The organism is Rhodocyclaceae bacterium (assembly GCA_020248265.1).
In the GTDB taxonomy this organism is placed as follows: Bacteria; Pseudomonadota; Gammaproteobacteria; order Burkholderiales; family CAIKXV01; genus CAIKXV01.
Genome location: JADCHX010000002.1, coordinates 171518 through 197274 on the forward strand (window position 1 = coordinate 171518; position 25757 = coordinate 197274).

The window sequence follows — 25757 nt, forward strand, 5'->3', positions numbered from 1 at the left end:
GGCTACACCATCCTCCGTACCATCAGCTGCTTGATCTTGCCGATCGCACGCGTCGGGTTGAGGCCCTTCGGGCAGACGTCGACGCAGTTCATGATCGTGTGGCACCGGAAAAGCCGGTACGGGTCTTCCAGGTTGTCCAGGCGCTCGGAGGTGGCCTCGTCGCGGCTGTCCGCGAGGAAACGGTAGGCCTGCAGCAGCCCGGCCGGACCGACGAACTTGTCGGGATTCCACCAGAAAGACGGGCATGACGTCGAGCAGCAGGCGCACAGGATGCACTCGTACAGCCCGTCGAGTTCCTCGCGCTCTTCCGGCGACTGCAGGCGTTCGGTCTCGGGCGGCTGGTTCTCGTTGATCAGGTACGGCTTGACCGAGTGGTACTGCTTGAAGAACTGCGACATGTCGACGATCAGGTCGCGGATCACCGGCAGGCCGGGCAGCGGCTTGAGTACCACCGGCTCCTTCAGCGAATCGAGCGGCGTGATGCAGGCAAGACCGTTCTTGCCGTTGATGTTCATCGCGTCCGAACCGCAGACGCCTTCACGGCAGGAGCGTCGCAGCGACAGCGAGTCGTCGTGCTGCTTGATGCGCACGATCGCGTCGAGCAGCATCCGATCGCTCGGCTCGAGCGGGATGTCGTAGCTCTGCATGTACGGCTTTTCGTCGACTTCAGGGTTGTAGCGGAAGACTGAGAATTTCATCGTGCGGTGCCTTGTCGTTGCATGCCCTGGAAGATCAGTAGACCCGTGCCTTCGGCTCGAACGCGTCGACCGTCAGCGGCTTGTCGTGCACCGGCTTGTACTCGAGCCGGTCGCCTTCCTTGAACCACAGCGTGTGCTTGATCCAGTTTGCATCGTCGCGAACCGGGAAATCGCTGCGGTCGTGCGCGCCGCGAGATTCGGTGCGAGCCTCGGCGGACACCAGCGAAGACAAGGCAACCTCGACCAGGTTGTCCAGTTCCAGCGCTTCGACGCGCGCCGTGTTGAACACCTTGCTCTTGTCCTTGATTTCGGTGACCAGCGAGCGCTTGGCGACCTCGCGCATCTTCGCCACGCCGGACTTCAGGCTGTCGGGGAAGCGGAACACGCCGCAGTCGAGTTGCATCGTGAGCTGCAGGTCGCGCAGCACCGCCGACACCTTCTCGCCATCCTTCTGGCCTTCGAGGCGTGCCAGCCGGGCCTCGGTCTGTTCGCCGGCATCTTTCGGCAGGTCCGGCTGGCTGCGGCTCGAGCGCGCATAGTCGGCCATGTGCTGGCCAGCCGATTTGCCGAACACCACGAGATCGAGCAGCGAGTTGGTGCCCAGCCGGTTCGCGCCGTGCACCGACACGCAGGCCGCCTCGCCCGCGGCGTAGAGGCCCGGCACCGGCACTTCCGGGTTGCCGCCACGCGGCATCACCACCTGGCCGTGGTAGTTCGTCGGGATGCCGCCCATCATGTAATGGCAGGTCGGCACGACTGGAATCGGATCCTTGATCGGGTCGACGTTGGCGAACTTCAGCGCGATCTCGCGGATGCCCGGCAGCTTGGAGTTGATCGTCTCGGCGCCGAGGTGGTCGAGCTTGAGCAGCAGGTAGGTACCGTCGGGGCCGGCGCCGCGCCCTTCCTTGATTTCGGTGGCCATCGCGCGTGCGACGACGTCGCGGCTGGCGAGGTCTTTCGCGTTCGGCGCGTAGCGCTCCATGAAGCGCTCGCCCGACTTGTTCAGCAGGTAGCCACCCTCGCCGCGTACACCTTCGGTGATCAGCACGCCCGCACCGGCGACGCCGGTTGGGTGGAACTGCCAGAACTCCATGTCTTCCAGCGGGATGTTCGCGCGGGCCGCCATGCCGATGCCGTCACCGGTGTTGATGAACGCATTGGTGCTGGCCTGGTAGACCCGCCCGGCGCCGCCGGTGGCCAGCAGCGTGGCCTTGGCCTGGAGCATCATCACCTCGCCCGTTTCCATCTCGAGCGCGGTCACGCCGAGGCACTCCCCGGCCTCGTTCATGATCAGGTCGAGCGCCATCCACTCGACGAAGAACAGGGTGTTGGCCCGCACGTTGCGCTGGTAGAGCGTATGCAGCATCGAGTGGCCGGTACGGTCGGCCACGGCGCAGCTGCGCGCGGCCTGTTCCTTGCCGAAGTGGATCGACTGGCCGCCGAACGGACGCTGGTAGATCTTGCCGTTGGGCAGGCGCGAGAACGGCATGCCGAAGTGCTCGAGTTCGTAGACGCACTCGTTGGCCGTCCGGCACATGAATTCGATCGCGTCCTGGTCGCCCAGGTAGTCGGCGCCCTTCACGGTGTCGTACATGTGGAAGATCCAGTGGTCTTCCATCGAGTTGCCCAGTGCCGCGGCAATGCCGCCCTGTGCCGCCACCGTGTGCGACCGGGTGGGGAACACCTTGGTCAGCACTGCCGTCTTCAGGCCTGACTCGGACAGTTGCAGCGCCGCGCGGAGCCCCGCTCCGCCTGCGCCCACCACTACCGCGTCGAAAGTACGTTTTGCGAGTGCCATCAGTCTTTACCCCAGGAGGATCAGAATGGACCAACCCATGTAGACCACCAACGACAGAATCACGCCGATCTGTAGCGTGAGCCGGACGGAAGCGGGCCCGATGTAGTCCATCAACACATCACGAATGCCGACCCAGGCGTGATACAGCAGCGAGGCGACGAACAGCAGGGTCGCCAGTTGCATGATCCGGCCCGAGAACAGCGCCTTCCAATCGCCATATCCGTCAGGAGCGTTGAACAGCAGGATCGCCCCGAGCAGCACCGTGTAGACGGCCATGATCACCGCGGTCACGCGTTGCCCGAGCCAATCACGCAGCCCGTAGTGCGCGCCAGTTACGACCCTGCTCACCATAGCTGCACTCCCAAAACCAGGGTTAGAACGAGACTGACCGCAAGGACCGCGTAGCTCGTGTTGCGCGCCTGCTGCACCTCCTCACCCATGTGCATGTCGAGCGTGAGGTAACGAATACCGGCGCAGAAATGATGCAGGAATGCCCACAACAGCCCAAGGAAGATCAGCTTGACGAACCAGTGGCCGGCGATGGCCGCGAACTGCGCGTAGCCCTGCTCCGAGGCGAGGCTCATCTGGAACAGATAAAGCCCCAGCGGAATGCCGACCAGGTAGAGGCCGATACCGCTGGCCCGGTGAAGGATGGATACCAACGCGGGGGTCGGCATCTTTATCTCGGTCAGGTCGAGATACTTCGGACGGCTTTTCTTGATCAACGGACGCTCTTCCTCTCTGGCAAAGTACGGCGCGGCGGGCGTGCATGCCGGCGGTGCAGCCCGAACTACGGGCCTCGCCGGTGGCGGCTCCGCTCCAGGCTCGACGACAACGCTGCGTACCGGGACGGCACCGCAATGCCGCCTGGCGGCGCTGCACTGCGGCACCGCTGACCCGCTGCCCTGCACGCCGGTGCGGGGCTGCAGCAATCCCGCCTCGTGCAAGCGGCCTGCGGAGAAGGCGCGCGGGCTGGCTGCGAAGCAGGTGGATTATCGCAGCAGCCGCCGCATTGCACAAGCGAGCCAACAGCCTCCAGCGGCCTACGGTATCATCCGCTCGCCCGCAGCGTGCCGCATACCGTGCGATCGCGCATATCCATGCATTACAAGTCCAAGGGAGCTTCACGATGAAATCGCCCGTTCGCGTCGCCGTCACCGGTGCCGCTGGCCAGATCGGCTACAGCCTGCTGTTTCGTATCGCCAGCGGCGAGATGCTCGGCGCAGACCAGCCGGTGATCCTGCAACTGCTGGAGATTCCCGACGAGAAGGCGCAGAAGGCGCTGCGTGGCGTGATCATGGAACTGGACGATTGCGCATTTCCACTGCTGCAGTCGGTGGTGCCGACCGACGATCCCAAGGTCGCCTTCCGCGACGCGAACGTGGCGCTGCTGGTTGGCGCGCGCCCGCGCGGCCCGGGCATGGAACGCAAGGACCTTCTGGAAGCCAACGGCAAGATCTTCGGGCCGCAGGGCCGCGCACTGGACGAATTCGCCAGCCGCGACGTCAAGGTGCTGGTGGTCGGCAACCCGGCCAACACCAACGCTTTGATCGCGATGAAGAGCGCGCCGAGCCTGAAGCCTACCCAGTTCACCGCGATGATGCGCCTCGATCACAACCGCGCACTGACCCAGGTCGCGCAGAAGGTCGGCCGCCCGGTCAGCAGCGTGAAGAAGATGACCATCTGGGGCAACCACTCGGCTACGCAGTATCCCGATGTGTTCCGCGCCGAGGTCGATGGCAAGGCAGCATGGCCGATGATCAACGACCAGCAGTGGCTCGAGTCGAACTTCATCCCGACCATCCAGAAGCGCGGAGCGGCGATCATCGATGCGCGCGGCCTGTCCTCCGCGGCGAGCGCGGCCAACGCAGCGATGGATCATGTGCGCAACTGGGTGAACGGCACGCCGGACGGCGACTGGGTGTCGATGGGCATCCCGTCCGACGGCAGTTACGGCATCCCCGAAGGCCTGATGTATGGCTTCCCGGTCACCTGCAAGAACGGTCAGTACTCGATCGTCAAGGGCATCGACATCTCGGACTTCAGCCGTTCGAAGATGCAGGCGACCCAGAAGGAACTCGAGGAAGAGCGCGACGGCGTCAAGCACCTGCTCGGCTGAGCCGACAGCCTCGACGACCGGATGAACGACGAAGAACGGCCGCCAGCGAAGCGGCCGTTTTTTCGCCCGCACGCAACGGAGGACACGACATGAGCGAAACCCCCGGCACCACGCCACCGACGGCATTCAAGCCGAAGAAATCCGTGGCCCTGTCAGGCATCGCCGCCGGCAATACCGCGCTCTGCACCGTTGGCCGCACGGGCAACGACCTGCATTACCGCGGCTACGACATCATGGAATTCGCCGACAGCGCGCAGTTCGAGGAGATCGCGTACCTGCTGGTGCACGAGCGACTGCCTGACCGCGCCGAACTGGACGGCTACAAGCGCCGCCTGCGTGCCCTGCGCGGGCTGCCGGCCCCGCTGAAGGCGCTGCTCGAACGGCTGCCACCGTCGGCCCATCCGATGGACGTGATGCGGACCGGTGCGTCGGCGATGGGTGCGCTGCTGCCCGAGAAAGACGACCACGGCACCGCCGGGGCGCGCGAGATCGCCGACCGCTTCATGGCCAGTTTCGGCTCGATGCTGCTCTACTGGTATCACTGGTCGCACAACGGCCGGCGCATCGAGGTCGAGACCGACGACGATTCGATCGGCGGCCACTTCCTGCACCTGCTGCACGGCGAGCCCCCCCCGGAGGAGTGGGTGCGCGCGATGCATACCTCGCTCATCCTCTATGCCGAGCACGAGTTCAACGCCTCCACGTTCGCCTGCCGCGTGGTTGCCGGCACCGGCGCCGACATGCATGGCGCGATATGCGGCGGCATCGCCGCGCTGCGTGGGCCGAAGCACGGTGGTGCCAACGAGGTCGCGTTCGACATCCAGTCGCGCTATGCAACGCCGGATGAAGCCGAGGGCGACATCGTGCGCCGGGTGCAGGCGAAGGAAGTCGTGATCGGCTTCGGGCACCCGGTGTACACCACCGGCGATCCGCGCAACGTCGTGATCAAGGAAGTCGCGCGCCGACTGTCGCAGCGGGTCGGCTCGATGAAGCTGTTCGACATCGCCGAGCGCCTCGAGGCGGTGATGTGGCGGGAGAAGAAGATGTTCCCGAACCTCGACTGGTTCAGCGCCGTCTCGTACCACATGATGGGCGTACCGACCGCGATGTTCACCCCGCTGTTCGTCATTTCCCGCACCTCGGGGTGGTCCGCGCATGTGATCGAACAGCGCATCGACGGCAAGATCATCCGCCCGACCGCGAATTACACCGGGCCTGAAGGCGTGCGCTGGGTGCCGATCGACGAACGCTGAAGTGCCCCGCAGGCCGCCCAGGACCAACGCCGCAGCCCCCCTCCCCCGCAAGCCCCGTACAACCCACCGGCACTGCCTACATGTCCGCTCCGATCTCCAACATCCGCCCCGAACCCGACGCGCTGCTGATCGATATCGCCGACTACGTGCTGTCGACGCAGGTCGACAGCACCGAGGCCTACGATACGGCACGCTACTGCCTGCTCGACACGCTGGGCTGCGGCCTGGAAGCACTGGAGTATCCGGCCTGCACCAAGCTGCTCGGCCCGATCGTGCCAGGTACCATCGTGCCGCATGGCGCGAAAGTGCCCGGCACGTCGTACCAGCTCGATCCGGTTCAGGCCGCGTTCAACATCGGCACCATGATCCGCTGGCTCGACTTCAACGACACCTGGCTTGCCGCCGAGTGGGGCCACCCTTCCGACAACCTCGGCGGCATCCTGGCCACGGCCGACTGGCTGTCGCGCACCCGGGTCGCCCGCGGCGCGGCGCCGCTGACCGTGCGCGACGTACTAACCGCGATGATCAAGGCGCACGAGATCCAGGGCGTGCTGGCGCTGGAGAACAGCTTCAACCGGGTCGGACTCGACCACGTGGTGCTGGTGAAGGTCGCGTCGACCGCAGTCGTCACCGCGATGATGGGTGGCACCCGCGACGAGGTGATCGATGCAGTGTCCAATGCATGGATCGACGGGCAGTCGCTGCGCACCTATCGCCATGCGCCGAACGCCGGTTCGCGCAAGTCGTGGGCCGCGGGCGACGCGACCTCGCGCGCGGTGCGCATCGCATGGATGACGCTGCGCGGCGAGATGGGCTATCCATCGGCGCTCACCGCGAATACCTGGGGCTTTCAGGACGTGCTGTTCAAGGGCCGACCAGTGACGCTGGGCCGCCCGTTAGGCTCGTACGTGATGGAGAACGTGTTGTTCAAGATCTCTTTCCCGGCCGAGTTCCACGCGCAGACCGCTGTCGAATGCGCACTGCAGTTGCATCCGCTGGTGAAGGATCGCCTGGACGACATCGAGAAGGTGACCATCGCCACGCATGAATCCGCGATACGCATCATCGACAAGCGCGGGCCGCTGCACAACCCGGCCGACCGGGACCACTGCATCCAGTACATGACCGCGGTCGGGCTGATCAAGGGCAACCTGGTGGCGGCCGACTACGAGGACGGGATCGCCGCCGACCCGCGCATCGACGCACTGCGCGACCGGATGGAGATCGTCGAAGAGCCGCGCTATACCCGAGACTATCTGGATCCGGCGAAGCGCTCGATCGCCAACGCCGTTCAGGTCACCTTCAAGGACGGGACCGCCACGCAGCAGGTGGAGGTCGAATACCCGGTTGGCCACCGCCGCCGCCGCGCGGAGGGCTACCCACTGCTCGACGCCAAGTTCGCGGTCAACCTGGCGCGCCGCTTCGCACCGAAGCAGCAGCGGCTGATCCGCGAGGCCTGCGCGGATGCCGGCAATCTACAGTCGATGCCGGTTGACCAGTTCGTGGACCTCTTCTCCGCCTGAAGACACCGGTCAAGCGCCGGATCATCCGCCGAGTGGGCTTCGCCGGATCGAGGAGACGGGGCGCCAGCGAGGCGGGGGTCCGAGGCGGGGGTCAGGTCTTGAGTTTTGCAGCGAGGCGGGGGTCACAGCGAGGCGGGGGTCAGGTCTTGAGTTTTGCATCCCGGTGCAAAACTCAAGACCTGACCCCCACCTACCCATGAGCGGAAACGGCCACCCGATGCCCGCGTTTCGGTCTGCTAGGGCGCACGCATCCGCCCAGTGCAGGCCGCCAGGTGCGGAAGATCAGGCCGTCTCGGCCGCGACCAGCTCGCGCAGCACGTACGGCAGGATGCCGCCGTGCTTCAGGTAGTCGACCTCGATGCCGGTGTCGATACGCAGCGTCAGAGTAACCTTCTGCGTGGAGCCGTCGGCACGCATGATGGTCATCGTGACGTCCTGCATCGGCTTCACGTTGCCGCCCTCGAGCCCCTCGATCGTGAAAGTCTCGGTGCCGTCGAGCTTCAGCGTCGCCACGTCCTCGCCCGGCTTGAACTGCAGGGGCACCACACCCATGCCGATCAGGTTGGCGCGATGGATACGCTCGAAGCTCTTCACGATCACCGCGTTCACCCCGAGCAGCTGCACGCCCTTGGCCGCCCAGTCGCGCGACGAACCCATGCCGTAATCCTCGCCACCGAAGATCACCAGGGGCGTGCCCGACGCGCGATACAGCTCTGAGGCCTCGAAGATCGTCATCTGCGCGCCGTCGGGCTGGTGCTTGGTGATCGGCCCCTCAGTACCGGGGGCGACCGCGTTGCGCAGCCGCACGTTTGCGAAGGTGCCGCGCACCATGAGTTCATGGTTGCAGCGCCGGACGCCGAAGTGGCCCCACTCCTCCGGCGGGTGGTTGGCCTGGAACGGCGCCAGCCACTTGCCAGCCGGCGTACCCGGCCGGATCTTCGTGGATGGGCTGATGTGGTCGGTGGTGATCGAGTCGCCGAGGATTGCCAGCGCGCGTGCGCCGACGATGTTGCTGACCTTGCCCGGCGTCTGGGTCACGCCCTGGAAGAACGGGGGTTCGCGGATGAACGTCGACTCCGGGTCCCATTTGTAGACCGCACCCTCGACCGTCGGGATCGCTTCCCACAGCTTTTTGTTGCCGGAGAGGTCGCTGTATTCGCGGCGGAAGTGGTCCGGGTTGTAGGCGAAGCGCAGCTGCGCAGCGACTTCCGCATCCGTCGGCCAGAGGTCCTTCAGGAAAACCGGCTTCCCGTCCTTGTCAATGCCCAGCGGGTCGGTGGTCAGGTCGGTACGCACGGTTCCGGCCAGGGCATAGGCGACCACCAGTGCCGGGCTGGCGAGGTAGTTCGCCCGCAGGTTGGGGTGCACCCGAGCCTCGAAGTTCCGGTTGCCCGAGAGCACCGCGCAGGTGACCAGGTCCTTGGACACCACCGTGTCCTCGATCTTAGCGTCGAGCGGACCGGCCGCGCCCATGCAGGTCGTGCAGCCGTAGGCCACCACGCTGAAGCCGAGCTTCTCGAGGAACGGCAGCAGGCCTGCGTCCTGCAGGTACTTCGTCGCCACCCGCGACCCGGGCGCGAGCGAGGTCTTGATGCGCGGATGCGTGGTCAGCCCCTTCTCCACTGCACGCTTGGCGAGCAGGCCGGCAGCCAGCAGCAGAGCCGGGTTCGACGTGTTGGTGCAGGAGGTGATCGACGCAATCAGCACGTCGCCGTGACCGACGTCGTACCCGTGCCCTGTCGGCTCTCGCCGCCCGAGATCATCGGCAGCCCGTGCATAGCCGTTCCTGTCGGTCGGCGCCGAGAACAGGCGGTCGAAGTCGCGGCCCAGGTCGGGCAGGTTGACCCGGTCTTGTGGCCGCTTCGGCCCGGACAGGCTCGGGACGATGCTCGACAGGTCGAGCTCGATCACCTGGGTGTAGTCGATGTCGCCCGGCTTCGGCATGCCGAACATGCCCTGTACCTTGAAATAGGCTTCGATCGCCGCGATCTGCTCTGGCTCGCGGCCGGTGGTGCGGAAGTAGTCGATCGTCTTGTCGTCGACCGGGAAGTAACCCATCGTGGCGCCATACTCCGGCGCCATGTTCGCCACCGTGCAACGGTCGGCCGCGGTCAGGTTGGCCGCGCCTTCGCCGAAGAACTCGACGAACTTCCCGACCACCTTCGCCTTGCGCATCAGTTCGGTGACGGTCAGTGCCAGGTCGGTGGCGGTGACACCCTCGCGCAGCCGGCCGGTCAGGTGGCAGCCGACCACGTCCGGGGTCAGGAATGCGTTCGGCTGGCCGAGCATGCCCGCCTCTGCCTCGATGCCACCCACGCCCCAGGCCACCACGCCGATGCCGTTGACCATGGTCGTGTGCGAATCGGTGCCGAACACCGTGTCGGGGAACCAGAGGCCGTCCTTCTCCCAGACGCCACGCGACAGGTACTCCATGTTGATCTGGTGGATGATGCCATTGCCCGGCGGCACCACGCGCACCGTCTTGAACGCGCCCTGCGCCCATTTCACGAACAGGTAGCGCTCGGCATTGCGCTTGAACTCGATCTCCTGGTTCACCTGCACCGCGTCGGGCCGGTTGAAGACATCGATCTCGACCGAGTGGTCGACCACCACGTCCACGGGGACCAGCGGCTCGATCTTGCCCGGCGCCAGGCCGAGCTTGCCGGCCGCGTTGCGCATCGCCGCCAGGTCGTTCAGCGTTCCGAACCCGATCAGGTCCTGCAGCACGATGCGCACCACGATGAACGGGATCTCGGTGGTGCGTGCCCCGTTCGCCTGCCAGGCAGCCAGTGCCCTCACGTGTTCCGGCGTCACCTTCTTGCCGTCGCAGTGGCGCACCAGCGCCTCCAGCACCACGCGGATCGAGCGCGGCAGCCGGGACACCTTGCCCAGGCCGGCCTCCTCGAGTGCAGCCAGCGAGTGGTACTTGCCGGCCTTGCCGGCCGAGGGCGTGAAGTCGCGCAGGGAATTGAAGGCGTCTTGGGTCATGACAGGCTCTGTGATCGCACGAAACAGGAAAAGGGGACGGAGGGCACGCGCGGACGGGTGGAACCCGGCTACGCAGCCATCAGCTCACGCAGCACGAACGGCAGGATGCCGCCGTTCTTGAGGTACTCGACCTCGATCGGGGAATCCACGCGCAGCGTGACGGCCACGTTCTGCGTGCTGCCGTCCTTGCGGTGGATCACCAGCGTGACGTCCTGCAGCGGCTTGATGTTGCCGCCTTCGACGCCCAGCAGGTCGTAGCTTTCCTCGCCGGTGATGCCCAACGACTGCACGCTGTCGGCACCCTTGAACTGGCAGGGCAGCACGCCCATGCCGACGAGGTTCGAACGGTGAATGCGCTCGTAGCCGCGCGCCACGACTACCTTGATGCCGAGCATCTGGGTGCCCTTGGCCGCCCAGTCGCGCGAGGAACCGGTGCCATAGGCCTCGCCGCCGAAGACGAACAACGGAACCTTGTCCTTCTGGTACTGCATCGACGCGTCGAAGATCTGCATCTTCGCGCCGTCGGGCTGGTGGAAGGTGACGCCGCCTTCCGAGCCGGGCACCATCAGGTTCTTGATGCGCGGGTTGGCGAACGCGCCGCGGACCATCACCTCGTGGTTGGTGCGCCGCGATCCGAAGCTGGAAAGGTCGGTGCTGCCAGCCGCCACCAACCAGTCGCCCGCGAGCGTGCCCTTGCGGATCGGCGCCACCGGGCTGATGTGGTCGGTGGTCAGCTTGTTGCCGAAGATGCCCAGCGCGCGGCCACCGCGGACGTCGGTGACCTTGGGCAGGGTGCGGCTGAAGCCCTCGAACAGCGGCGGCTCGAGCAGGTAGGTCGACTTGTCGTCCCAGTCGAACAGCGCGCCCTTCGCCTCCGGGATGCCATCCCAGAGGTCCTTGGCACCGGACAGGTCGCCGTACTCGCGGCGGAAGCTCTCGGGATTGAGCGCGAACTTCATCACCGCCTCGACTTCGGCGGGCGTCGGCCACAGGTCCTTCAGGAAGACCGGCTTGCCGTCCTTGTCGTTGCCGATCGGATCCTTGTCCATGTCGATGCGCACGGTGCCGGCGAGCGCGAAAGCGATCACGAGCGGCGGGCTCATCAGGAAGTTGGCCTTCAGCGACTGGTGCACGCGCGCTTCGAAGTTGCGGTTGCCGGACAGGACCGCGGCGCAAATCACGTCGTTCTTAACGATCGACTCTTCCAGGTCCTTGTCCAGCGGCCCGGCGAGGCCCATGCAGGTCGTGCAGCCGTAGGCCACCACGTGGTAGCCGAGCTGCTCCAGGTAGGGCATCAGGCCGGCGTCCTTCAGGTAGGCCGTCACCACCTTGGAGCCGGGCGCGAGCGAGGTCTTCACCCGCGGATGCGGCTTCATGCCCTTCTCGACCGCCTTCTTCGCCAGCAGGCCGGCGGCCAGCAGCACCCACGGGTTCGACGTGTTGGTGCAGGAGGTGATCGCCGCGATGCCGATGTCGCCATGGCCGACGTCGCCCACCGCCGGGTTGGCGACCGGGAACCGCTTGTCGAGGTCAGCCGCAGGCTTGTTGTAGCCGCTTTCGGCGACCGGCTTGGAGAACAGCTCGTTGAAGCGGTCCTTGATCGCCTCGAGGTTCAGGCGCTCTTCCGGCTGCTTCGGCCCGGACACGCTGGGACGCACAGTGGACAGGTCCAGCTCGACCACCTGCGAGTAGTCGATCTCGCCCTTGCGCGGGATGCCGAACATGCCCTGGGCCTTGAGGTACGACTCGATCGCATCGCAGTGCTCTTCCCGGCCGGTCATCCGGTAGTACTCGAGGGTCTTGTCGTCGATCGCGAAGAAGCCGCAGGTCGCGCCGTAGTCGGGCGCCATGTTGGCGACGGTCGCGCGGTCAGTGGCGCTGAGCGTGGACGCGCCCTCGCCGAAGTACTCGACGAACTTGTTGACCACGTTGGACTTGCGCAGCAGTTCGGTGACGGTGAGCACCAGGTCGGTGGCGGTCACGCCGGGATTGAGCTTTCCGGTCATGTGCACGCCGACCACGTCCGGCTCGAGGAAGTAGTACGGCTGGCCGAGCATCGCCGCTTCGGCTTCGATGCCGCCGACGCCCCAGGCCAGCACGCCGATCGCATTCACCATGGTGGTGTGCGAGTCGGTGCCGACGGCGGAGTCGGGATAGTAGATGCCGTCTTTCTCCCAAACGCCGCGCGACAGGTACTCGAGGTTCACCTGGTGGCAGATGCCGTTGCCCGGGGGCACGACGCGGATGCCGGAGAAGGCCTGCTTGGCCCACTTCAGGAAGGTGTAGCGCTCACCGTTGCGCTCGAACTCGATCTCCATGTTCCGGCGCAGCGCGTCGGTGGAGTTGTGCACGTCGACCACGATCGAGTGGTCGACCACCAGGTCGACCGGGACCAGAGGCTCGATGCGGGCGGGGTCGAAGTTCTGGCGCTTCGCCTCGGCGCGCATCGCCGCGAAGTCGTTGAGCGCGGGGAAGCCTGCCATGTCCTGCAGCATGATCCGCGCGAGCACGAACGGCAGTTCGGTCGTGCGCGCGCCGTTCGGCTGCCATCCGGCCAGCGCCTTCACCACGTCGGGGGAGATACGCTGGCCGTCACAGTTGCGCAGCACGGACTCGAGCACCACGCGCAGGCTCACCGGCAGACGCGAGGTCTTGCCGAATCCCTGATCTTCAAGCGCCTTCAGGGAATACATCCTGCCGCTGCGGCCGGACTTCAGTTTGAATTCGCGCAGGGTGTTCAGCGGATCATGGGCCATGCTGGCTTCCTCTCAGAGGCTTGTGCGTAAACGGAACTGTCCGGGGATGACGCGGACGCTCGCGGAACGGCGGCCCTGGAACGGCAGGAAACCGGCGACCGGCGCCGCAGTCGGCGACACGCCGCGATCAGGATCGAGCGGCTGTCGTACAGCCTTTGATTTTTGCACATTTCGCAGCCATGCGCGCCTCCGCCGGCACAGGCGGACCAAGCTCCCGGCCCGGCCTCCGGGCGGGCAGGCCCGGATCAGCCGATCGCTGCCGCGACGAACAGCCCGACCATGCAGAAGAAGGCCGCGGACCAGACCAGCGAGCGGGCTGTCGGACGGTCGGCGACATACAGCACCGCATAAAGGACCCGCAGCACAACGAAGGCAACGGCAAGGATGTCCACCCAATCCTGCCGTGCCTGCGCGAGGTGGGCGATAATCACCGCGGCGGCAAACGGCGGAAACGCCTCGAAGTGGTTCAGGTGGGCCCAGTAGGCCCGCAGTCGGGCACCTTCCGCCGCCGCGAGTTGCGCGCGTGGCGAAGCGTTGTCGTAGTCCGGCCGGTACTTCGCCACCGCCACCGTGAGATAGGGCAACATCGCACACGCGAGGATCATCCAGTAGGCAAGGGTCACCGTATCATTCCTTTTCGCTTTACCGGGGCAGGCCATTCGATTCGGCCGCTCGAGTCGCCACACACGCCAGATCGCGATCATGACAGACAAAATCCGGAAGACCGATGACGAGTGGCGCGCCCAGTTGAGTGCCGAGCAGTACGAGGTCACGCGCAGGCACGGCACCGAGCGCGCGTTCACGGGAGCCTACTGGGATTCGAAGGACGCTGGCACCTACCGCTGCGTCTGCTGCGGCAATCCGCTGTTCGACGCATCGACCAAGTACGACTCGGGCACTGGCTGGCCGAGTTTCTGGCGTCCGATGGCGCCCGATGCGGTCGCCACCGCGGACGACAACAGCTGGTTCAGCCGCCGCACGGAAGTGCTGTGCGCGCGCTGCGACGCGCACCTGGGTCATGTATTCGAGGACGGACCGGCACCGACCGGCCTGCGCTACTGCATGAATTCGGCGGCACTGAAGCTCGACAGGACAGGGTCGGAATGATGCGGGTACGTCTCAAGGCCGCTGCACGGGAGATCATCGCAGCGTTCGATCGTTCGGGCATGCGGCCCGGAAGCTCGGTCACGCCAGCCATGCTGGTCGATGCGATCGACGTGTTCGTCGACGACTGCGAGCGGATCGACCGCGAGTACGGGCCGACCGCCGAGGTGCTGGCCGAAGACGTGAGTGGCATCGCGGACCAGATCTTCGAATGCCTGCACGACCTGGGCAATTGGGCCGACCGCCTCGACCTGCGCAATGCGCGCATCGCCGTGATCGACATCTCGCTCGAAGCCGCCCAGTGGTGCATGCGCCACCGCGGCCAGTTGCGCCAGATCGGCCCGGTCGTCGCGGCACTCGCCAACCGCGCGAACATCGCGGGCAGCCTCGACGCATGCATCGCGCTGTCGGACGCCTACGAGGCCGTGATCGCCAATGTGGCGACCCGGCTGCAGGCCGACCACACCTCGACCGACCCGCTGCGCCCCTGGCGCCAGCTGCTGATCAACGCAGCTGTCATCTCGACCCGATCACGCGACCTGCGCAAGATGGAACGCGCATACCGAAGACTGGAAGCCCACCTGCCGTCGGAATGCCCGGCGTTCTTTCAGCAGGCAGCGCATCAGGTGGCCGGTCTGGGCTTCTCTCCCGAGGCGCGGACGATGGTGCAGTCGCGGAATGCGAAGTGGACATCCCGTGCCCGAGCCTAGACAATCCAAGCCATGAAGTGGCTGTTCGACCTTTTCCCGGTCATCCTTTTCTTCGCGGCCTACAAGCTGGCCGGCCTCTATACCGCCACGGCGGTCGCGATTGCGGCCACCTTCGTGCAGATCGGGTGGCTCCGGCTGCGCGGTCGCGCGATCGAGCCTGCGCTATGGCTGAGCCTGGGCGTGATCGTCGTATTCGGCGGCGCAACGCTGCTGCTGCATGACGAAATGTTCATCAAGTGGAAGCCCACTGTGCTGTACCTGATGTTCACGGTCGGGCTGGTCGTCGCCCATGCCTGCTTCGGGCGCAACCCCATGCGCGCGCTGATGGGCAGTCAGATAACCCTGCCTGACGGAGTCTGGCGCGGGCTGAACTATGCATGGGCGGGATTCTTCGCAATGCTCGCTGTGGCGAACATCCTGGTCGCGCAGAACTTTTCCACCGACGCGTGGGTGAATTTCAAGCTGTTCGGGGTCACCGCGCTGATGCTCGTGTTCGTCTTCGCGCAAGCGCTGGTCCTGTCGCGCTACGCCGAGGCTGCGGACGATACCGACGGGAGATCGCGATGAATCCCCCGAGCCTCGCCGACGAGATGCGCGCCCGTCTCGGCGTTCTGGCCCCGACAGCAGTCGCAATCGACGACGAGAGCGCACTGCATGCAGGGCATGCCGGTGCTGCGTCCGGCGGCGGGCACTTCCGCCTGGCGCTGACCAGCGCAGCCTTCGCCGGACACGCTACGGTCGCCCGCCATCGGATGGTCTATGCCGCGCTCGGCGACCTGATGCGCGGACGCATCCACGCGCTGGCGATCCAGGCCAGGGCGCCGGGCGAACCCGGCGCCGCCTGACATGGACCGGCAGAACAACCATTCATCCAAGGGAGCAATCGCATGAAAAGTCTCGCCCTGCAACGTACGGTCTCGCTCGCGGTGTTCGCCGCGGCAGGGCTGATGATCAGTACCGGCGCATTTTCGCAGGCCTCCAAGGGGCCGGGTACCCAGGGAACCGTCGCGCGCGTCAACGGCGTCACGGTCCCGCAGAGCCGGATCGACATGCTCATGAAGCAGCAGACCCAGCGCGGCGCCCCCGACACGCCCGAGATGCGCGCACGGGTGCGCGACGAGCTGGTGAGCATGGAAGCAGTGAGCCAGGAGGCGGCCAAGCGCGGCTTCGACAAGAACCCCGACGTACTGGTCCAGCTCGAACTGGCGCGCCAGAACATCCTGGCCCAGGCCTATATTGCCGACTACATCTCGAAGAATCCGATCAGCGACGCCGCGATGAAGGCCGAGTACGAGAAGATCCGCTCGGCGCTGGGTGACCGCGAGTACCGGGTACGCCACATCCTGGTCAAGACCGAAGCCGAGGCCAAGGAGATCATGGCCGCGATCGCCGCCAAGCGGACCACTTTCGAGAAAGCCGCGGCCGAGCGGTCCGAAGACACAGGCTCCAAGGGCCGCGGCGGCGAACTCGACTGGACGCCGCCCGCGAACCTGGTCAAGCCGTTCGCCGACGCGATGGTCAAGCTGAAGAAGGGCCAGACCGCGCCCGCGCCGGTGCAGTCGCAGTTCGGCTGGCACATCATCCGCCTCGACGACGAGCGGCCGCTGGCTGCCCCGCCCTACGACGAGGTCAAGCAGCAGCTGCAGCAGCGCTTCCAGCAGCAGGCGATCGAAAAGGCGATCGGCGAAGTGCGTGCAAAGGCAAAGATCGAGTAGCAGTCCAGAGGCTGCGTCCCCGGCTCGATGCGGTGGCCGCGCGCACCCAGCGGCCCAGGCCTCTCAGCCGACCCTGCGCCGGGCGTTGCGGAACATCCTGAGCCAGGGGCTGTCTTCGCCCCACGCTCGCGGGTGCCATGACAGCTGCACCGTGCGGAAGACGCGCTCCGGATGCGGCATGAGGATGCTGAAGCGGCCGTCTTCGCTGGCAAGCCCGGTAATGCCGCCGGGCGCCCCGTTGGGATTGTGCGGGTAGCGCTCGGTCGGCGCGCCCGACGGGTCGACATACCGCAGCGTGACCAGCGGCTCGGCCGCCTTCATCGACTCGGGCGAGGAGAACAGAGGAAAACCCTCGCCGTGCGACACCACCACCGGAAGGCGGCTGCCCGCCATCCCTTCGAAGAACAGCGACCGAGTGGCCATAACCTCGACCATCACCAGTCGCGCCTCGAACTGCTCCGACCGGTTGCGCACGAACCGTGGCCAGTGCGCCGCCCCGGGAATCAGGTCGGCCAGACCGCTCATCATCTGGCACCCGTTGCAGACGCCGAGCCCGAAACTGTCGCTGCGCGCGAAGAAGGCGCTGAACGCATCGAAGGCACGGGTGTTGAAGCGGATCGACTTCGCCCAGCCCTCGCCGGCGCCGAGCACATCGCCGTAGGAGAAGCCGCCGCACGCCGCAATGCCTGTAAAGGCATCCAGTGCAACGCGTCCCTCGAGGACGTCGCTCATGTGTACATCGACCGCGGTGAAGCCGGCACGATCGAACGCCGCAGCCATCTCGTTCTGGCCATTGACGCCCTGCTCGCGCAGGATCGCCACCCTCGGCCTGACCCCGGCATGGACCCACGGCGCCGCGAGCGTGTCCTGCGGATCGAATACGAGATGCGCATGCAGGCCCGGCTCGGCCGCGTCGCAGGCGCTCTCATGGGCAGCATCTGCGCACTCGGGATTGTCGCGCAGGCGCGCAAGCAGCCAGCTGGTCTCCGACCACGACTCGCGCAGAGCCGCACGCGGCTCATCGAGCAGCACCTGCCCGTCGGCGCACAGGCGCAGCCGGTCGCCGGCGTTGGGCTGGCCGATCGGAAAGACACAGCCGCCGAGGCCGCGCGCTTCGAAAACCGCGATGGCCCGGGCGACGTCGCCGGCCCTCACCTGCAACACCGCGCCCAGTTCCTCGTTGAACAGCCAGGCCATGACCGCCGCTGCGGTGGTCCCGGGCAGCATCGCCCCGAGGTCCAGGTCTAGACCCACCCCGCCGGCGAACATCATCTCTGCGACTGTCGCCAGCAGGCCGCCATCGGAGCGGTCGTGGTAGGCAAGCAGCAGCGCCTGCCCGCGCAGTACCTGCATGGCATCGAAGAAACCGGCCAGATCCTGTGCCCGATCGAGATCCGGCACCTCGTCGCCGAACAGCGAATACACCTGCGCCAGCGCCGAGCCGCCGAGCCGGGCGCGCCCCCGCCCGAGGTCGACCAGCAGCAACCGGCTATCTCCCGCGTCGGTACGCAACTCGGGCGTCGATGCGCCACGCACGTCGTGCACCGGCGCGAACGCGGACACAACGAGCGATACCGGCGAGGTGACGGAACGCGCTGCATCACCTGCGGCAGGGTCGCGCCACACCGTCTTCATCGACAGGGAATCCTTGCCGACCGGGATCGACAGACCGAGCGCCGGACACAGCTCCATTGCCACCGCATGCACGGTGTCGAAAAGGGCGGCGTCCTCGCCGGGATGGCCGGCTGCGGCCATCCAGTTGCCGGACAGCTTCACCTGGCCGAGCGCCTCGATCGGTGCGGCGGCGATATTGGTGATCGCCTCGCCGACCGCCATTCGGCCAGAGGCCGGTGCATCGACCAGCGCCAGCGGCGTGCGCTCACCGATCGACATCGCCTCGCCGGTGAAGCCGGTGAAGCCGGACAAGGTTATCGCGCAATCGGCGACCGGTACCTGCCAGGGGCCGACCATCTGGTCGCGCGCGGTGAGGCCGCCCACGCTGCGATCGCCGATGGTGACGAGGAAGGACTTGTCGGCCACCGCCGGCAGCCGCAGGACCCGGTGCACGGCCTCGCGCAGGTCGACTCCGGTGAGGTCGAGTCGCGGCGCGTGACGCGCGACACGCGTCACGTCGCGCAGCATCTTCGGCGGCTTGCCGAGCAGCACGTCCATCGGCATGTCGACCGGCCGATTGCCGAACTTCGGATCGGCGACCACGAGACGGCCTTCGGCCGTGGCCGCGCCGACCACCGAGAACGGACAGCGTTCGCGCCCTGCGATGGCGCGGAACAGCTCGAGCCGCGCCGGATCGAGCGCGAGCACGTAGCGCTCCTGCGACTCGTTGCTCCATATCTGCATCGGCGACATGCCGCGCGTCTCGACCGGAACCGCGCGCAGGTCGAAGCGGGCTCCGAGCCCGGCACCATGGGCGAGTTCGGGCAGCGCGTTGGAGAGCCCGCCGGCACCGACATCGTGAATGGAAAGGATCGGATTGTCGTCGCCCAGGGCCCAGCAGCGGTCGATGACCTCCTGCGCGCGGCGCTGCATCTCGGGATTGCCGCGCTGCACGGAATCGAAGTCGAGATCGGCGGAGTTGTGTCCGGTATCCATGCTGGAAGCCGCACCGCCGCCCATGCCGATCAGCATGCCCGGGCCGCCGAGCTGCACCAGCGGCGCACCGGCCGGTACCGCCGCCTTCTGCGTGCCGCCCGCAGGGATGCTGCCCAGGCCGCCGGCCAGCATGATCGGCTTGTGGTAGCCACGCCGTTCGCCGTCGAAGGTGACCTCGAACGACCGGAAATAGCCGCACAGGTTCGGGCGGCCGAACTCGTTGTTGAAGGCGGCCGCGCCGATCGGGCCATCGAGCATGATGCGGCAGGCGTCGTCGATGCGGCCGGGCTTTCCGTAGAGCGTACCGTCGGGCTGCAGTTCCCACGGACGCAGGTGGCCCGGCAGGTTCAGGTTCGACACGCTGAAGCCGCACAGCCCGGCCTTGGCGCGGGCGCCGCGGCCGGTCGCCGCTTCGTCGCGGATCTCGCCGCCGGCACCGGTCGCCGCACCAGCGAACGGAGAGATTGCCGTCGGATGGTTGTGCGTCTCCACCTTCATCAGGATGTGGGTACGCTCGCTGCGCCACGCATAGGTGTGCGGCAGTGCATCCGATGCGGCCGGGCCGGCGCCCGGCGCCGGTACCGGGAGCAGCCGCCCGGTATCGAAGCCTTCGATCACCGAAGCGTTGTCGACATAGGCGACGACGGTACCGGCCGGGCTCACTGCATGGGTGTGGCGGATCATCCCGAACAGCGTCTCGCTGCGCGGCACGCCGTCGACGACCCAGTTCGCATTGAAGATCTTGTGCCGGCAATGCTCGGAGTTCGCCTGCGCGAACATCATCAGCTCGACGTCGGTCGGATTGCGCCCGAGCCGCCCGAACGCCGCAACAAGGTAATCGATTTCGTCGGCCGACAGCGCCAGGCCGAGTTCGCGGTTCGCCGCATCGAGGGCGGCATGCCCGTCGCCGGACAGGTCGATGGTCGACAGCGGGGCGTCGGAGAGGTCGTCGAACAGCCGATCGGCCGCCTCCAGCGAATCGAGTACCGACTCGGTCATGCGGTCGTGGACCCGTGCCGCGACCGTCGTGCGCAGGGCTGCATCCGGCGCCGAACCATCGTCGCGCTGCAGGTGCCATGCACAGCCGCGCTCGATGCGCAGCACCGCGGGCAGCCCGCAATGACGCAGGATGTCGGTCGCCTTCGAAGCCCAGGGCGACAGCGTGCCGAGCCTGGGCACCACCAGCAGGTCGATCCGCGCCGAAGGATCGCCCGGCCCTTCGCTGCCCGGCCCCTGAAGCACGGCCTCGAGCCGCTGCTGCTCGTCCGGCGACAGCGGCCGCTCGATGTGCACGAAATGCCAGTAGGTGGCAGCCAGGAACCGGATCGACGGGGCATCGGTCCGCAGGGATTCCAGGAGCTTCTGCAACCGGAATCCGGAAACAGCGCGACTGCCGCGCAACCGGAGGATCTGCGTCATCGGGGATACGTTCGGCGCGGGGGCCCGGATCAAAGCGCGATTATACCGGCCGTCGGCACACGGGCGGCGGACTACAATAGGAGGAAAGATCCGGATCGCCGATGCCCGCCCTACACCAGACCCCGCTCTACACGACCGCCGACCTGCGCCAGGTCGAACAACTGGCTGCCGCCGCGATTGCGCGCGATGGCGGCATACCGCTGATGGAGCGGGCGGGTCGCGCGGCGGCCACCCTGGCGATCGAGATGCTCGGCGATACCGGTGGCCGCGTGCTGGTGTTCGCCGGGCCGGGCAACAATGGCGGCGACGCACTGGTGGCCGCGCGACTGCTGCGCGAAGCCTTCCATCCGGTAGACGTGGTGTTCGACGGCGATGAGCACCGGCTCCCGCCGGATGCTGCCGCGGCGCTGGCGGCATGGCGGGCAGCCGGGGGCAGCACGCTTGGCGCGCCGCCGTCGGGAGGTCACTGGCCGCTGGTCATTGACGGGCTGTTCGGGATCGGCCTGAAGCGCCCGCCGGATGGCGTATTCGCGGCGCGCATCGCGGCGATCGCCACGCTGGCGCGGGCCGGTGCCCAGGTCCTCGCGCTCGACCTGCCGAGCGGGCTGGACGGCGATACCGGGCAGGTGCACGGTATCGCCGTCGAGGCGACGCGTACCCTTACCTTTCTCGCGCTCAAGCCGGGGCAGCTGACCGCCGATGGGCCGGACTGCTGCGGCGAACTGACCCTGGCCAGTCTGGATGTCGACGCGACGGCGCTGGTACCTGCTTCCGGACACGCCCTGGATGCTCGTCACCTCGCCGGGCTGCGCCCGCCACGCCGGCGCAACAGCCACAAAGGAAACCATGGCAGCGTCGGCGTGCTCGGGGGCGCGCCCGGCATGGTCGGTGCCGCCCTGCTCGCCGGACGGGCTGCGCTGCTGGCCGGTGCCGGCCGGGTGACCCTCGGCCTGATCGACGAACAAGGTCCTGCCTGCGATCCGCTGCAGCCCGAACTGATGGTCCGCCGCTGGCACGAACTGCCGCGCATCGAGTCGCTCGGCACGCTGGCGGTCGGCCCCGGGCTGGGCGACTTCCCGGAATCGCACGCCGCATTGCGCTGGGCACTGGCATCGGCGCTGCCGCTGGTGCTCGATGCCGACGCACTCAACCTCGTCGCGCGCTCACCCTCGTTGCGCGCTGCGCTCGCCGAACGGGACGCCCCGTCGATACTCACGCCGCATCCGGCCGAGGCTGCCCGGCTGCTGGCGACCGACACCCGCGCGGTGCAGGCAGACCGCATCGGCAGCGCGCTCGCGCTGTCGGCGATGTTCGATGCGGCGGTCGTGCTGAAGGGCAGTGGCAGCGTCAGCGCATTTCCCGGCGGCGCGTGGTTCATCCATCGGACCGGCAACCCCGGCATGGCCAGCGCAGGGATGGGCGACGTGCTGACCGGCATCATCGCGGCGCTGCTGGCCCAGGGACTGCCGCCCTCCGATGCCCTGACCGGCGGGGTCACCGCGCACGGCGCGGCGGGCGACGCCGTTTCAGCCGCGCATGGCGCACCGGCCGGGCTGCCCGGGCTCACCGCATCCGAGGTCGCGCTGCGCACGCGATTGCTGCTCGCCTGAACGGCAAGGCAACGGCCGCATGGCGCGGCAGTCCGCGCCGCGTACGGGTCAGTGCCAGGATCAGTGCGCGGTCGACCGGAACTCGGCGTTCAATGCGTCGACCGCCGATCTCGGCCCCGCCATGTGCGGGTTGATCGCCAGCGCAGTTTCGAACGCGGCCAGCGCCTCCGCCCGGCGTCCATGGCGCAGGCATATCTGCGCGAACCCGCAGATCGCGCCGAAATGCCGCGGTTCGAGTTCCAGCGTACGAACGATGTCGGCGACACTTTCCCGGTCGCGCTCCATCAGGAAATAAAGCGTCGCGCGCTTGTTCCAAGCCTCCACATAATCGTCGCGATCGGCCAGCAGTGCGTCGAGCAATCCCTCGGCAGGCTCGAACTCGCGCGCGGCGATATGGTGGATTGCGCGGTCGAGCCGCTGTTCGAGTTCGGGCTCATCGTGGGACGTCCACAGCGCCCAGATCGTGTCCTCGGCTTCTCCGGCAACGACAAGGTCATCGGTCGAGGCAAGCGTGCAGAAAAGATCGGCCAGCCGGCGTTCGGTGACGGTGCGCGCCGCCGGTACCGGCGGCCGAGAGACCACCAGCCGCAAGGCGTGATCGAACAGCGCAGACCTCATGGGCGATGCCCGTTCACGGCGCGAGCTCGATGCCCGACGAACGGACGACCTTCGCCCACTTCGCCAGTTCGGCCTTGATGAATGCACTGAACTGCTCGGGCGAACTGCCGACCGGGTCGGCCCCGAGCTTCGACAGCGTATCCGCGACGTCGGGCAACTTCACCACCCGCGCGACCTCGCGGTACAGCTTCTGGATCGCATCGTTGGAGGTCCCCGCGGGCGCAAGCAGGCCGGTCCAGCCCGATGTCGTGATGCCGGCCATGCCCGCCTCGGCGGCGGTCGGCACCTCGGGCAGCACCGGCGAGCGCTGGCTGCCCATCACCGCCACCGCACGCAGCTTGCCCGACCGGATGTACTGCGTGACCGAGGGCAGCGTGGTGAACATCACCGCGTTGGCGCCCGACAGCAGGTCGGTCACGGCAGGCGTCTCGCCCTTGTAGGGCACATGCAGCATCTTCACGCCATTGAGCTGGCTGAACAGTTCGCCGGACAGGTGGTTCATGTTGGCGACCCCGGCCGAACCGTAGGGCAGCTCGCCCGGCCGCTTGCGTGCCAGCGTCGCGAGGTCCTTAAGCGAGGCCACCGGCAAAGCGGGGTTCACCACGACGACGAAGGTGATGCCGGTCACCTGCGACACCGGGGCGAAGTCGCGCAGCGTGTCGTAGGGCAGCTGCTTGAACACGAGCGGGTTGATCGCTACCGCCGACGGCGGCGCCATGACCAGCGTGTAGCCATCCGGCTTCGCCTTGGCCACCGTCTCCATGCCGATGATGGCGTTGGCACCCGGACGATTCTCGATCACCACCGGCTGGCCGAGTCCCTCCTGCATCCGCAGGCCGACCGTGCGAGCCGCGATGTCGAGGCTCGCCCCCGCCGCCTGCGGCACCACGATGCGCACCGCGCGGTTCGGAAAATCCGCCTGCGCCAGCGCGCCGGCAGGCAGCGCAGCAGCAGCAACGGCCAGCAGCGGCAAAAGGCAGCGCCACGGGAGTGCCCCGCCGTCGATCAGCTCGGTCTTTCCCATCACACCTCCGCGGTCACTTCGATTTCGATCAGTTTTCCCTGACGGGTATCCACCCATGCATATTCGCAGCCGGCGACCGGATCCGGTACCAGGCGGCGGAACGCGTCGCGCAGGTGGTCCATCCGCTGCGACACATGCAGGAAGAAAGACGCTCGCACCACCCGCCGCCATGAGGTGCCGGCCATGGCCAGCGTGTCACCGATGCGCCCGACCACGACGGGCAACTGTTCGTCGAAAGTCGGGAGCACCACGGTGTTGCCGGAAATGAACTGCACCCCCTCACGCACCACATGGCGCGCGACGATCGTGCGCGGTTCGTACTCGACCACCTGCTTGCGCGACGCCCGGTCGTTCGGGCGCATCGCCAGCAGGTCGAGCGACAGGCGAGCCGACGACGCGAACCGGGACGGACGGATATGGCTCGAGCTGACCGAGCGGGCGTCGCCGGACAGCAGCCGCGCACGTTCCTCCACCGCCTCGCCCCAGGCATCCATGTCGCGTGCCCAGAGGCGGGTGCGTACCGTGTCAGCCAGCGACAGCCCTTGCTCGCGCAACCGCTCGTCCATGCGGCCGAGCAGATCCGCCATCTGCGCGCTCACCGTTCCGCATGTCTCGCCCTCGGCCGATAGCGCGACGAACTCGTGGCCGAGCCATGGCGTGATCGTCTCGTGCATCAGACAGCCACCCCGCCGGCATGCGCAATCCGGCGCACGATCGCGATGCCTGCGACCGTGGCGGCCAGCGAGCCGCAGACATGCAGGGCCACCAGCGCACCGGCCCAGGCGAAGTCCCCTCGCTCGAGCAGGCCGACGGTCTCGGTCGAGAAGGTCGAGAAGGTGGTGAGGCCGCCGAGGAAGCCGGTGACCAGGAACAGTCGCACTTCCGGCGGCCAGCCGGCATTGCGCCCGAGCAGTTCCCAGGTCGCGCCGATCAGCAGTCCGCCCACGAGGTTGGCGGCGAGCGTGCCGAGCGGCACCGGCTGGAACAGCGGATTCCAAAGCAACGCGAACGCCCAGCGCAGCCATGCGCCGAGGGCCGCGCCGATGCCCACCGCGAGCAGGCCCGATGCGCTCATCGCGGATCGCCAGGCAGCCAGCGCCCGGCCGCAGCATCGTCGCTGGCGCGCGACTCGACCCAGCGTTCGCCGGCGGCCGTGCGCTCTTTCTTCCAGAACGGCGCGCGGGTCTTCAGGTAGTCCATGATGAACGCGCACGCGGCAAGCGCCTCTTCGCGATGCGCGGACAGCGCAATCACCAGCACGATCTGGTCCGCCGGCCGCATGCGTCCGACCCGGTGCACCACGAGTGCGTCCTGCAGGCGCCAGCGGCCATGGGCCTCGTCGACGATCTGCTGCAGGGACTTCTCGGTCATCCCGGGGTAGTGCTCCAAGGTGAGTTCGGTCACCCCGCTGCCCTCGTTGAAATCGCGCATCACGCCGATGAAGCTGGCGACCGCGCCGACATCGCTGCGTCCCGCGCGCAACGCGCGGATCTCGGACGAGATGTCGAAGTCTTCCGCCTGAACCCGGACCGGCATCGATCAGCCCCCGGTGACCGGAGGAAACAGCGCGACCTCGTCGCCGTCGGCGAGCGGCTCGCCGGCACCGGCCAGATCCTGGTTGATCGCGATGCGCACCGGCCGCGCTGCATCCAGTTCGCAGGCCCATGCACCGCCCCGGGCTGCCAGCCACGCGCGCAATTGCCCTGCGGTCGCGACGCCCTCGGGCAGCTCCAGGCGTTCGCGCTCGACGCCGAAGGCCTCGCGCAGCCGGGCGAAATAGAGAAGCTCGATCATGGCCATGCCTCGATGATA

The 25757-nt window shown here is 67.2% G+C and carries 23 protein-coding genes; 9 read left to right on the top strand and 14 right to left on the bottom strand.

Going from position 1 to position 25757, the window contains the following annotated elements; translation table 11 throughout:
* Positions 1–2: 2 nt before the first annotated feature.
* Genes ING98_01655 through sdhC form a run of 4 tightly spaced genes read right to left on the bottom strand, consistent with a single transcriptional unit; the run spans position 3 to position 3221 of the window.
* Entirely contained in the window at positions 3–698 is a 696-nt protein-coding gene (locus ING98_01655) for a succinate dehydrogenase iron-sulfur subunit (protein ID MCA3100554.1), read from the bottom strand.
* Between the two features lie 34 nt (positions 699–732).
* On the bottom strand, positions 733–2496 hold the full coding sequence (gene sdhA / locus ING98_01660) for a succinate dehydrogenase flavoprotein subunit (GenBank protein ID MCA3100555.1): 1764 nt from the start codon (positions 2494–2496) through the stop codon (positions 733–735).
* Positions 2497–2502: 6 nt separating this feature from the next.
* The gene (sdhD, locus tag ING98_01665; GenBank protein MCA3100556.1) at positions 2503–2847 is read right to left on the bottom strand and encodes a succinate dehydrogenase, hydrophobic membrane anchor protein; all 345 of its coding nucleotides are present in this window, start codon (positions 2845–2847) and stop codon (positions 2503–2505) included.
* Positions 2841–3221 carry a succinate dehydrogenase, cytochrome b556 subunit gene (gene sdhC / locus ING98_01670; protein ID MCA3100557.1) on the bottom strand — a complete coding sequence of 127 codons (381 nt, stop codon included), beginning with the start codon at positions 3219–3221 and terminating at the stop codon, positions 2841–2843. Before sdhC ends, sdhD begins: the two co-directional genes overlap by 7 nt.
* Before the next feature lie 404 nt (positions 3222–3625).
* On the opposite strand from sdhC, the gene ING98_01675 reads away from it, so the two are divergent.
* The 3 genes from ING98_01675 (at position 3626) to ING98_01685 (ending at position 7391) form a co-directional block, all read left to right on the top strand.
* Entirely contained in the window at positions 3626–4615 is a 990-nt protein-coding gene (locus tag ING98_01675; protein MCA3100558.1) for a malate dehydrogenase, read from the top strand.
* Between the two features lie 89 nt (positions 4616–4704).
* Positions 4705–5868 carry a 2-methylcitrate synthase gene (gene prpC, locus ING98_01680; GenBank protein ID MCA3100559.1) on the top strand — a complete coding sequence of 388 codons (1164 nt, stop codon included), beginning with the start codon at positions 4705–4707 and terminating at the stop codon, positions 5866–5868.
* Between the two features lie 80 nt (positions 5869–5948).
* Entirely contained in the window at positions 5949–7391 is a 1443-nt protein-coding gene (locus tag ING98_01685; protein MCA3100560.1) for a bifunctional 2-methylcitrate dehydratase/aconitate hydratase, read from the top strand.
* Between the two features lie 282 nt (positions 7392–7673).
* Here ING98_01685 and acnA (ING98_01690) read toward each other — a convergent pair whose 3' ends face one another.
* The 3 genes from acnA (ING98_01690) to ING98_01700 all read right to left on the bottom strand — a co-directional run bounded on the left by acnA (ING98_01690) (position 7674) and on the right by ING98_01700 (position 13758).
* A complete protein-coding gene (gene acnA, locus ING98_01690) occupies positions 7674–10379 on the bottom strand; it encodes an aconitate hydratase AcnA (GenBank protein MCA3100561.1) in 2706 nt (901 codons plus the stop codon).
* A 68-nt stretch (positions 10380–10447) separates the two neighbouring features.
* A complete protein-coding gene (acnA, locus tag ING98_01695; protein ID MCA3100562.1) occupies positions 10448–13135 on the bottom strand; it encodes an aconitate hydratase AcnA in 2688 nt (895 codons plus the stop codon).
* Positions 13136–13380: 245 nt separating this feature from the next.
* Positions 13381–13758, bottom strand: coding sequence for an MAPEG family protein (locus ING98_01700; GenBank protein ID MCA3100563.1), 378 nt, complete (start codon positions 13756–13758; stop codon positions 13381–13383).
* A 79-nt stretch (positions 13759–13837) separates the two neighbouring features.
* Between ING98_01700 and msrB the strand changes: the two genes are divergently transcribed.
* Genes msrB through ING98_01725 form a run of 5 tightly spaced genes read left to right on the top strand, consistent with a single transcriptional unit; the run spans position 13838 to position 16664 of the window.
* Positions 13838–14242 carry a peptide-methionine (R)-S-oxide reductase MsrB gene (gene msrB, locus ING98_01705; GenBank protein ID MCA3100564.1) on the top strand — a complete coding sequence of 135 codons (405 nt, stop codon included), beginning with the start codon at positions 13838–13840 and terminating at the stop codon, positions 14240–14242.
* Complete coding sequence (locus tag ING98_01710) at positions 14239–14949, top strand: hypothetical protein (protein MCA3100565.1); 711 nt, start codon at positions 14239–14241, stop codon at positions 14947–14949. The genes msrB and ING98_01710 overlap by 4 nt, the downstream gene beginning before the upstream one ends.
* Positions 14950–14961: 12 nt before the next feature.
* Positions 14962–15516 carry a septation protein A gene (locus ING98_01715; protein ID MCA3100566.1) on the top strand — a complete coding sequence of 185 codons (555 nt, stop codon included), beginning with the start codon at positions 14962–14964 and terminating at the stop codon, positions 15514–15516.
* Complete coding sequence (locus ING98_01720; GenBank protein ID MCA3100567.1) at positions 15513–15794, top strand: BolA family transcriptional regulator; 282 nt, start codon at positions 15513–15515, stop codon at positions 15792–15794. Before ING98_01715 ends, ING98_01720 begins: the two co-directional genes overlap by 4 nt.
* Positions 15795–15836: 42 nt before the next feature.
* Positions 15837–16664, top strand: coding sequence for a peptidylprolyl isomerase (locus ING98_01725; protein MCA3100568.1), 828 nt, complete (start codon positions 15837–15839; stop codon positions 16662–16664).
* A 63-nt stretch (positions 16665–16727) separates the two neighbouring features.
* Here the strand turns inward: ING98_01725 and purL are convergent, their stop codons facing one another.
* A complete protein-coding gene (purL, locus tag ING98_01730) occupies positions 16728–20693 on the bottom strand; it encodes a phosphoribosylformylglycinamidine synthase (protein MCA3100569.1) in 3966 nt (1321 codons plus the stop codon).
* Between the two features lie 101 nt (positions 20694–20794).
* On the opposite strand from purL, the gene ING98_01735 reads away from it, so the two are divergent.
* The gene (locus ING98_01735) at positions 20795–22303 is read left to right on the top strand and encodes an NAD(P)H-hydrate dehydratase (GenBank protein MCA3100570.1); all 1509 of its coding nucleotides are present in this window, start codon (positions 20795–20797) and stop codon (positions 22301–22303) included.
* 60 nt (positions 22304–22363) lie between these two features.
* Here the strand turns inward: ING98_01735 and ING98_01740 are convergent, their stop codons facing one another.
* Genes ING98_01740 through moaD form a run of 6 tightly spaced genes read right to left on the bottom strand, consistent with a single transcriptional unit; the run spans position 22364 to position 25745 of the window.
* Positions 22364–22921, bottom strand: coding sequence for a hypothetical protein (locus tag ING98_01740; GenBank protein ID MCA3100571.1), 558 nt, complete (start codon positions 22919–22921; stop codon positions 22364–22366).
* A gap of 13 nt (positions 22922–22934) precedes the next feature.
* Entirely contained in the window at positions 22935–23945 is a 1011-nt protein-coding gene (locus tag ING98_01745; GenBank protein ID MCA3100572.1) for a tripartite tricarboxylate transporter substrate binding protein, read from the bottom strand.
* Complete coding sequence (locus ING98_01750; GenBank protein MCA3100573.1) at positions 23945–24619, bottom strand: RidA family protein; 675 nt, start codon at positions 24617–24619, stop codon at positions 23945–23947. Before ING98_01750 ends, ING98_01745 begins: the two co-directional genes overlap by 1 nt.
* Entirely contained in the window at positions 24619–25020 is a 402-nt protein-coding gene (gene crcB, locus ING98_01755) for a fluoride efflux transporter CrcB (protein MCA3100574.1), read from the bottom strand. Before crcB ends, ING98_01750 begins: the two co-directional genes overlap by 1 nt.
* The gene (gene moaE, locus ING98_01760) at positions 25017–25481 is read right to left on the bottom strand and encodes a molybdopterin synthase catalytic subunit MoaE (GenBank protein MCA3100575.1); all 465 of its coding nucleotides are present in this window, start codon (positions 25479–25481) and stop codon (positions 25017–25019) included. Before moaE ends, crcB begins: the two co-directional genes overlap by 4 nt.
* Before the next feature lie 3 nt (positions 25482–25484).
* Entirely contained in the window at positions 25485–25745 is a 261-nt protein-coding gene (moaD, locus tag ING98_01765) for a molybdopterin converting factor subunit 1 (protein MCA3100576.1), read from the bottom strand.
* Between the last annotated feature and the right edge of the window lie 12 nt (positions 25746–25757).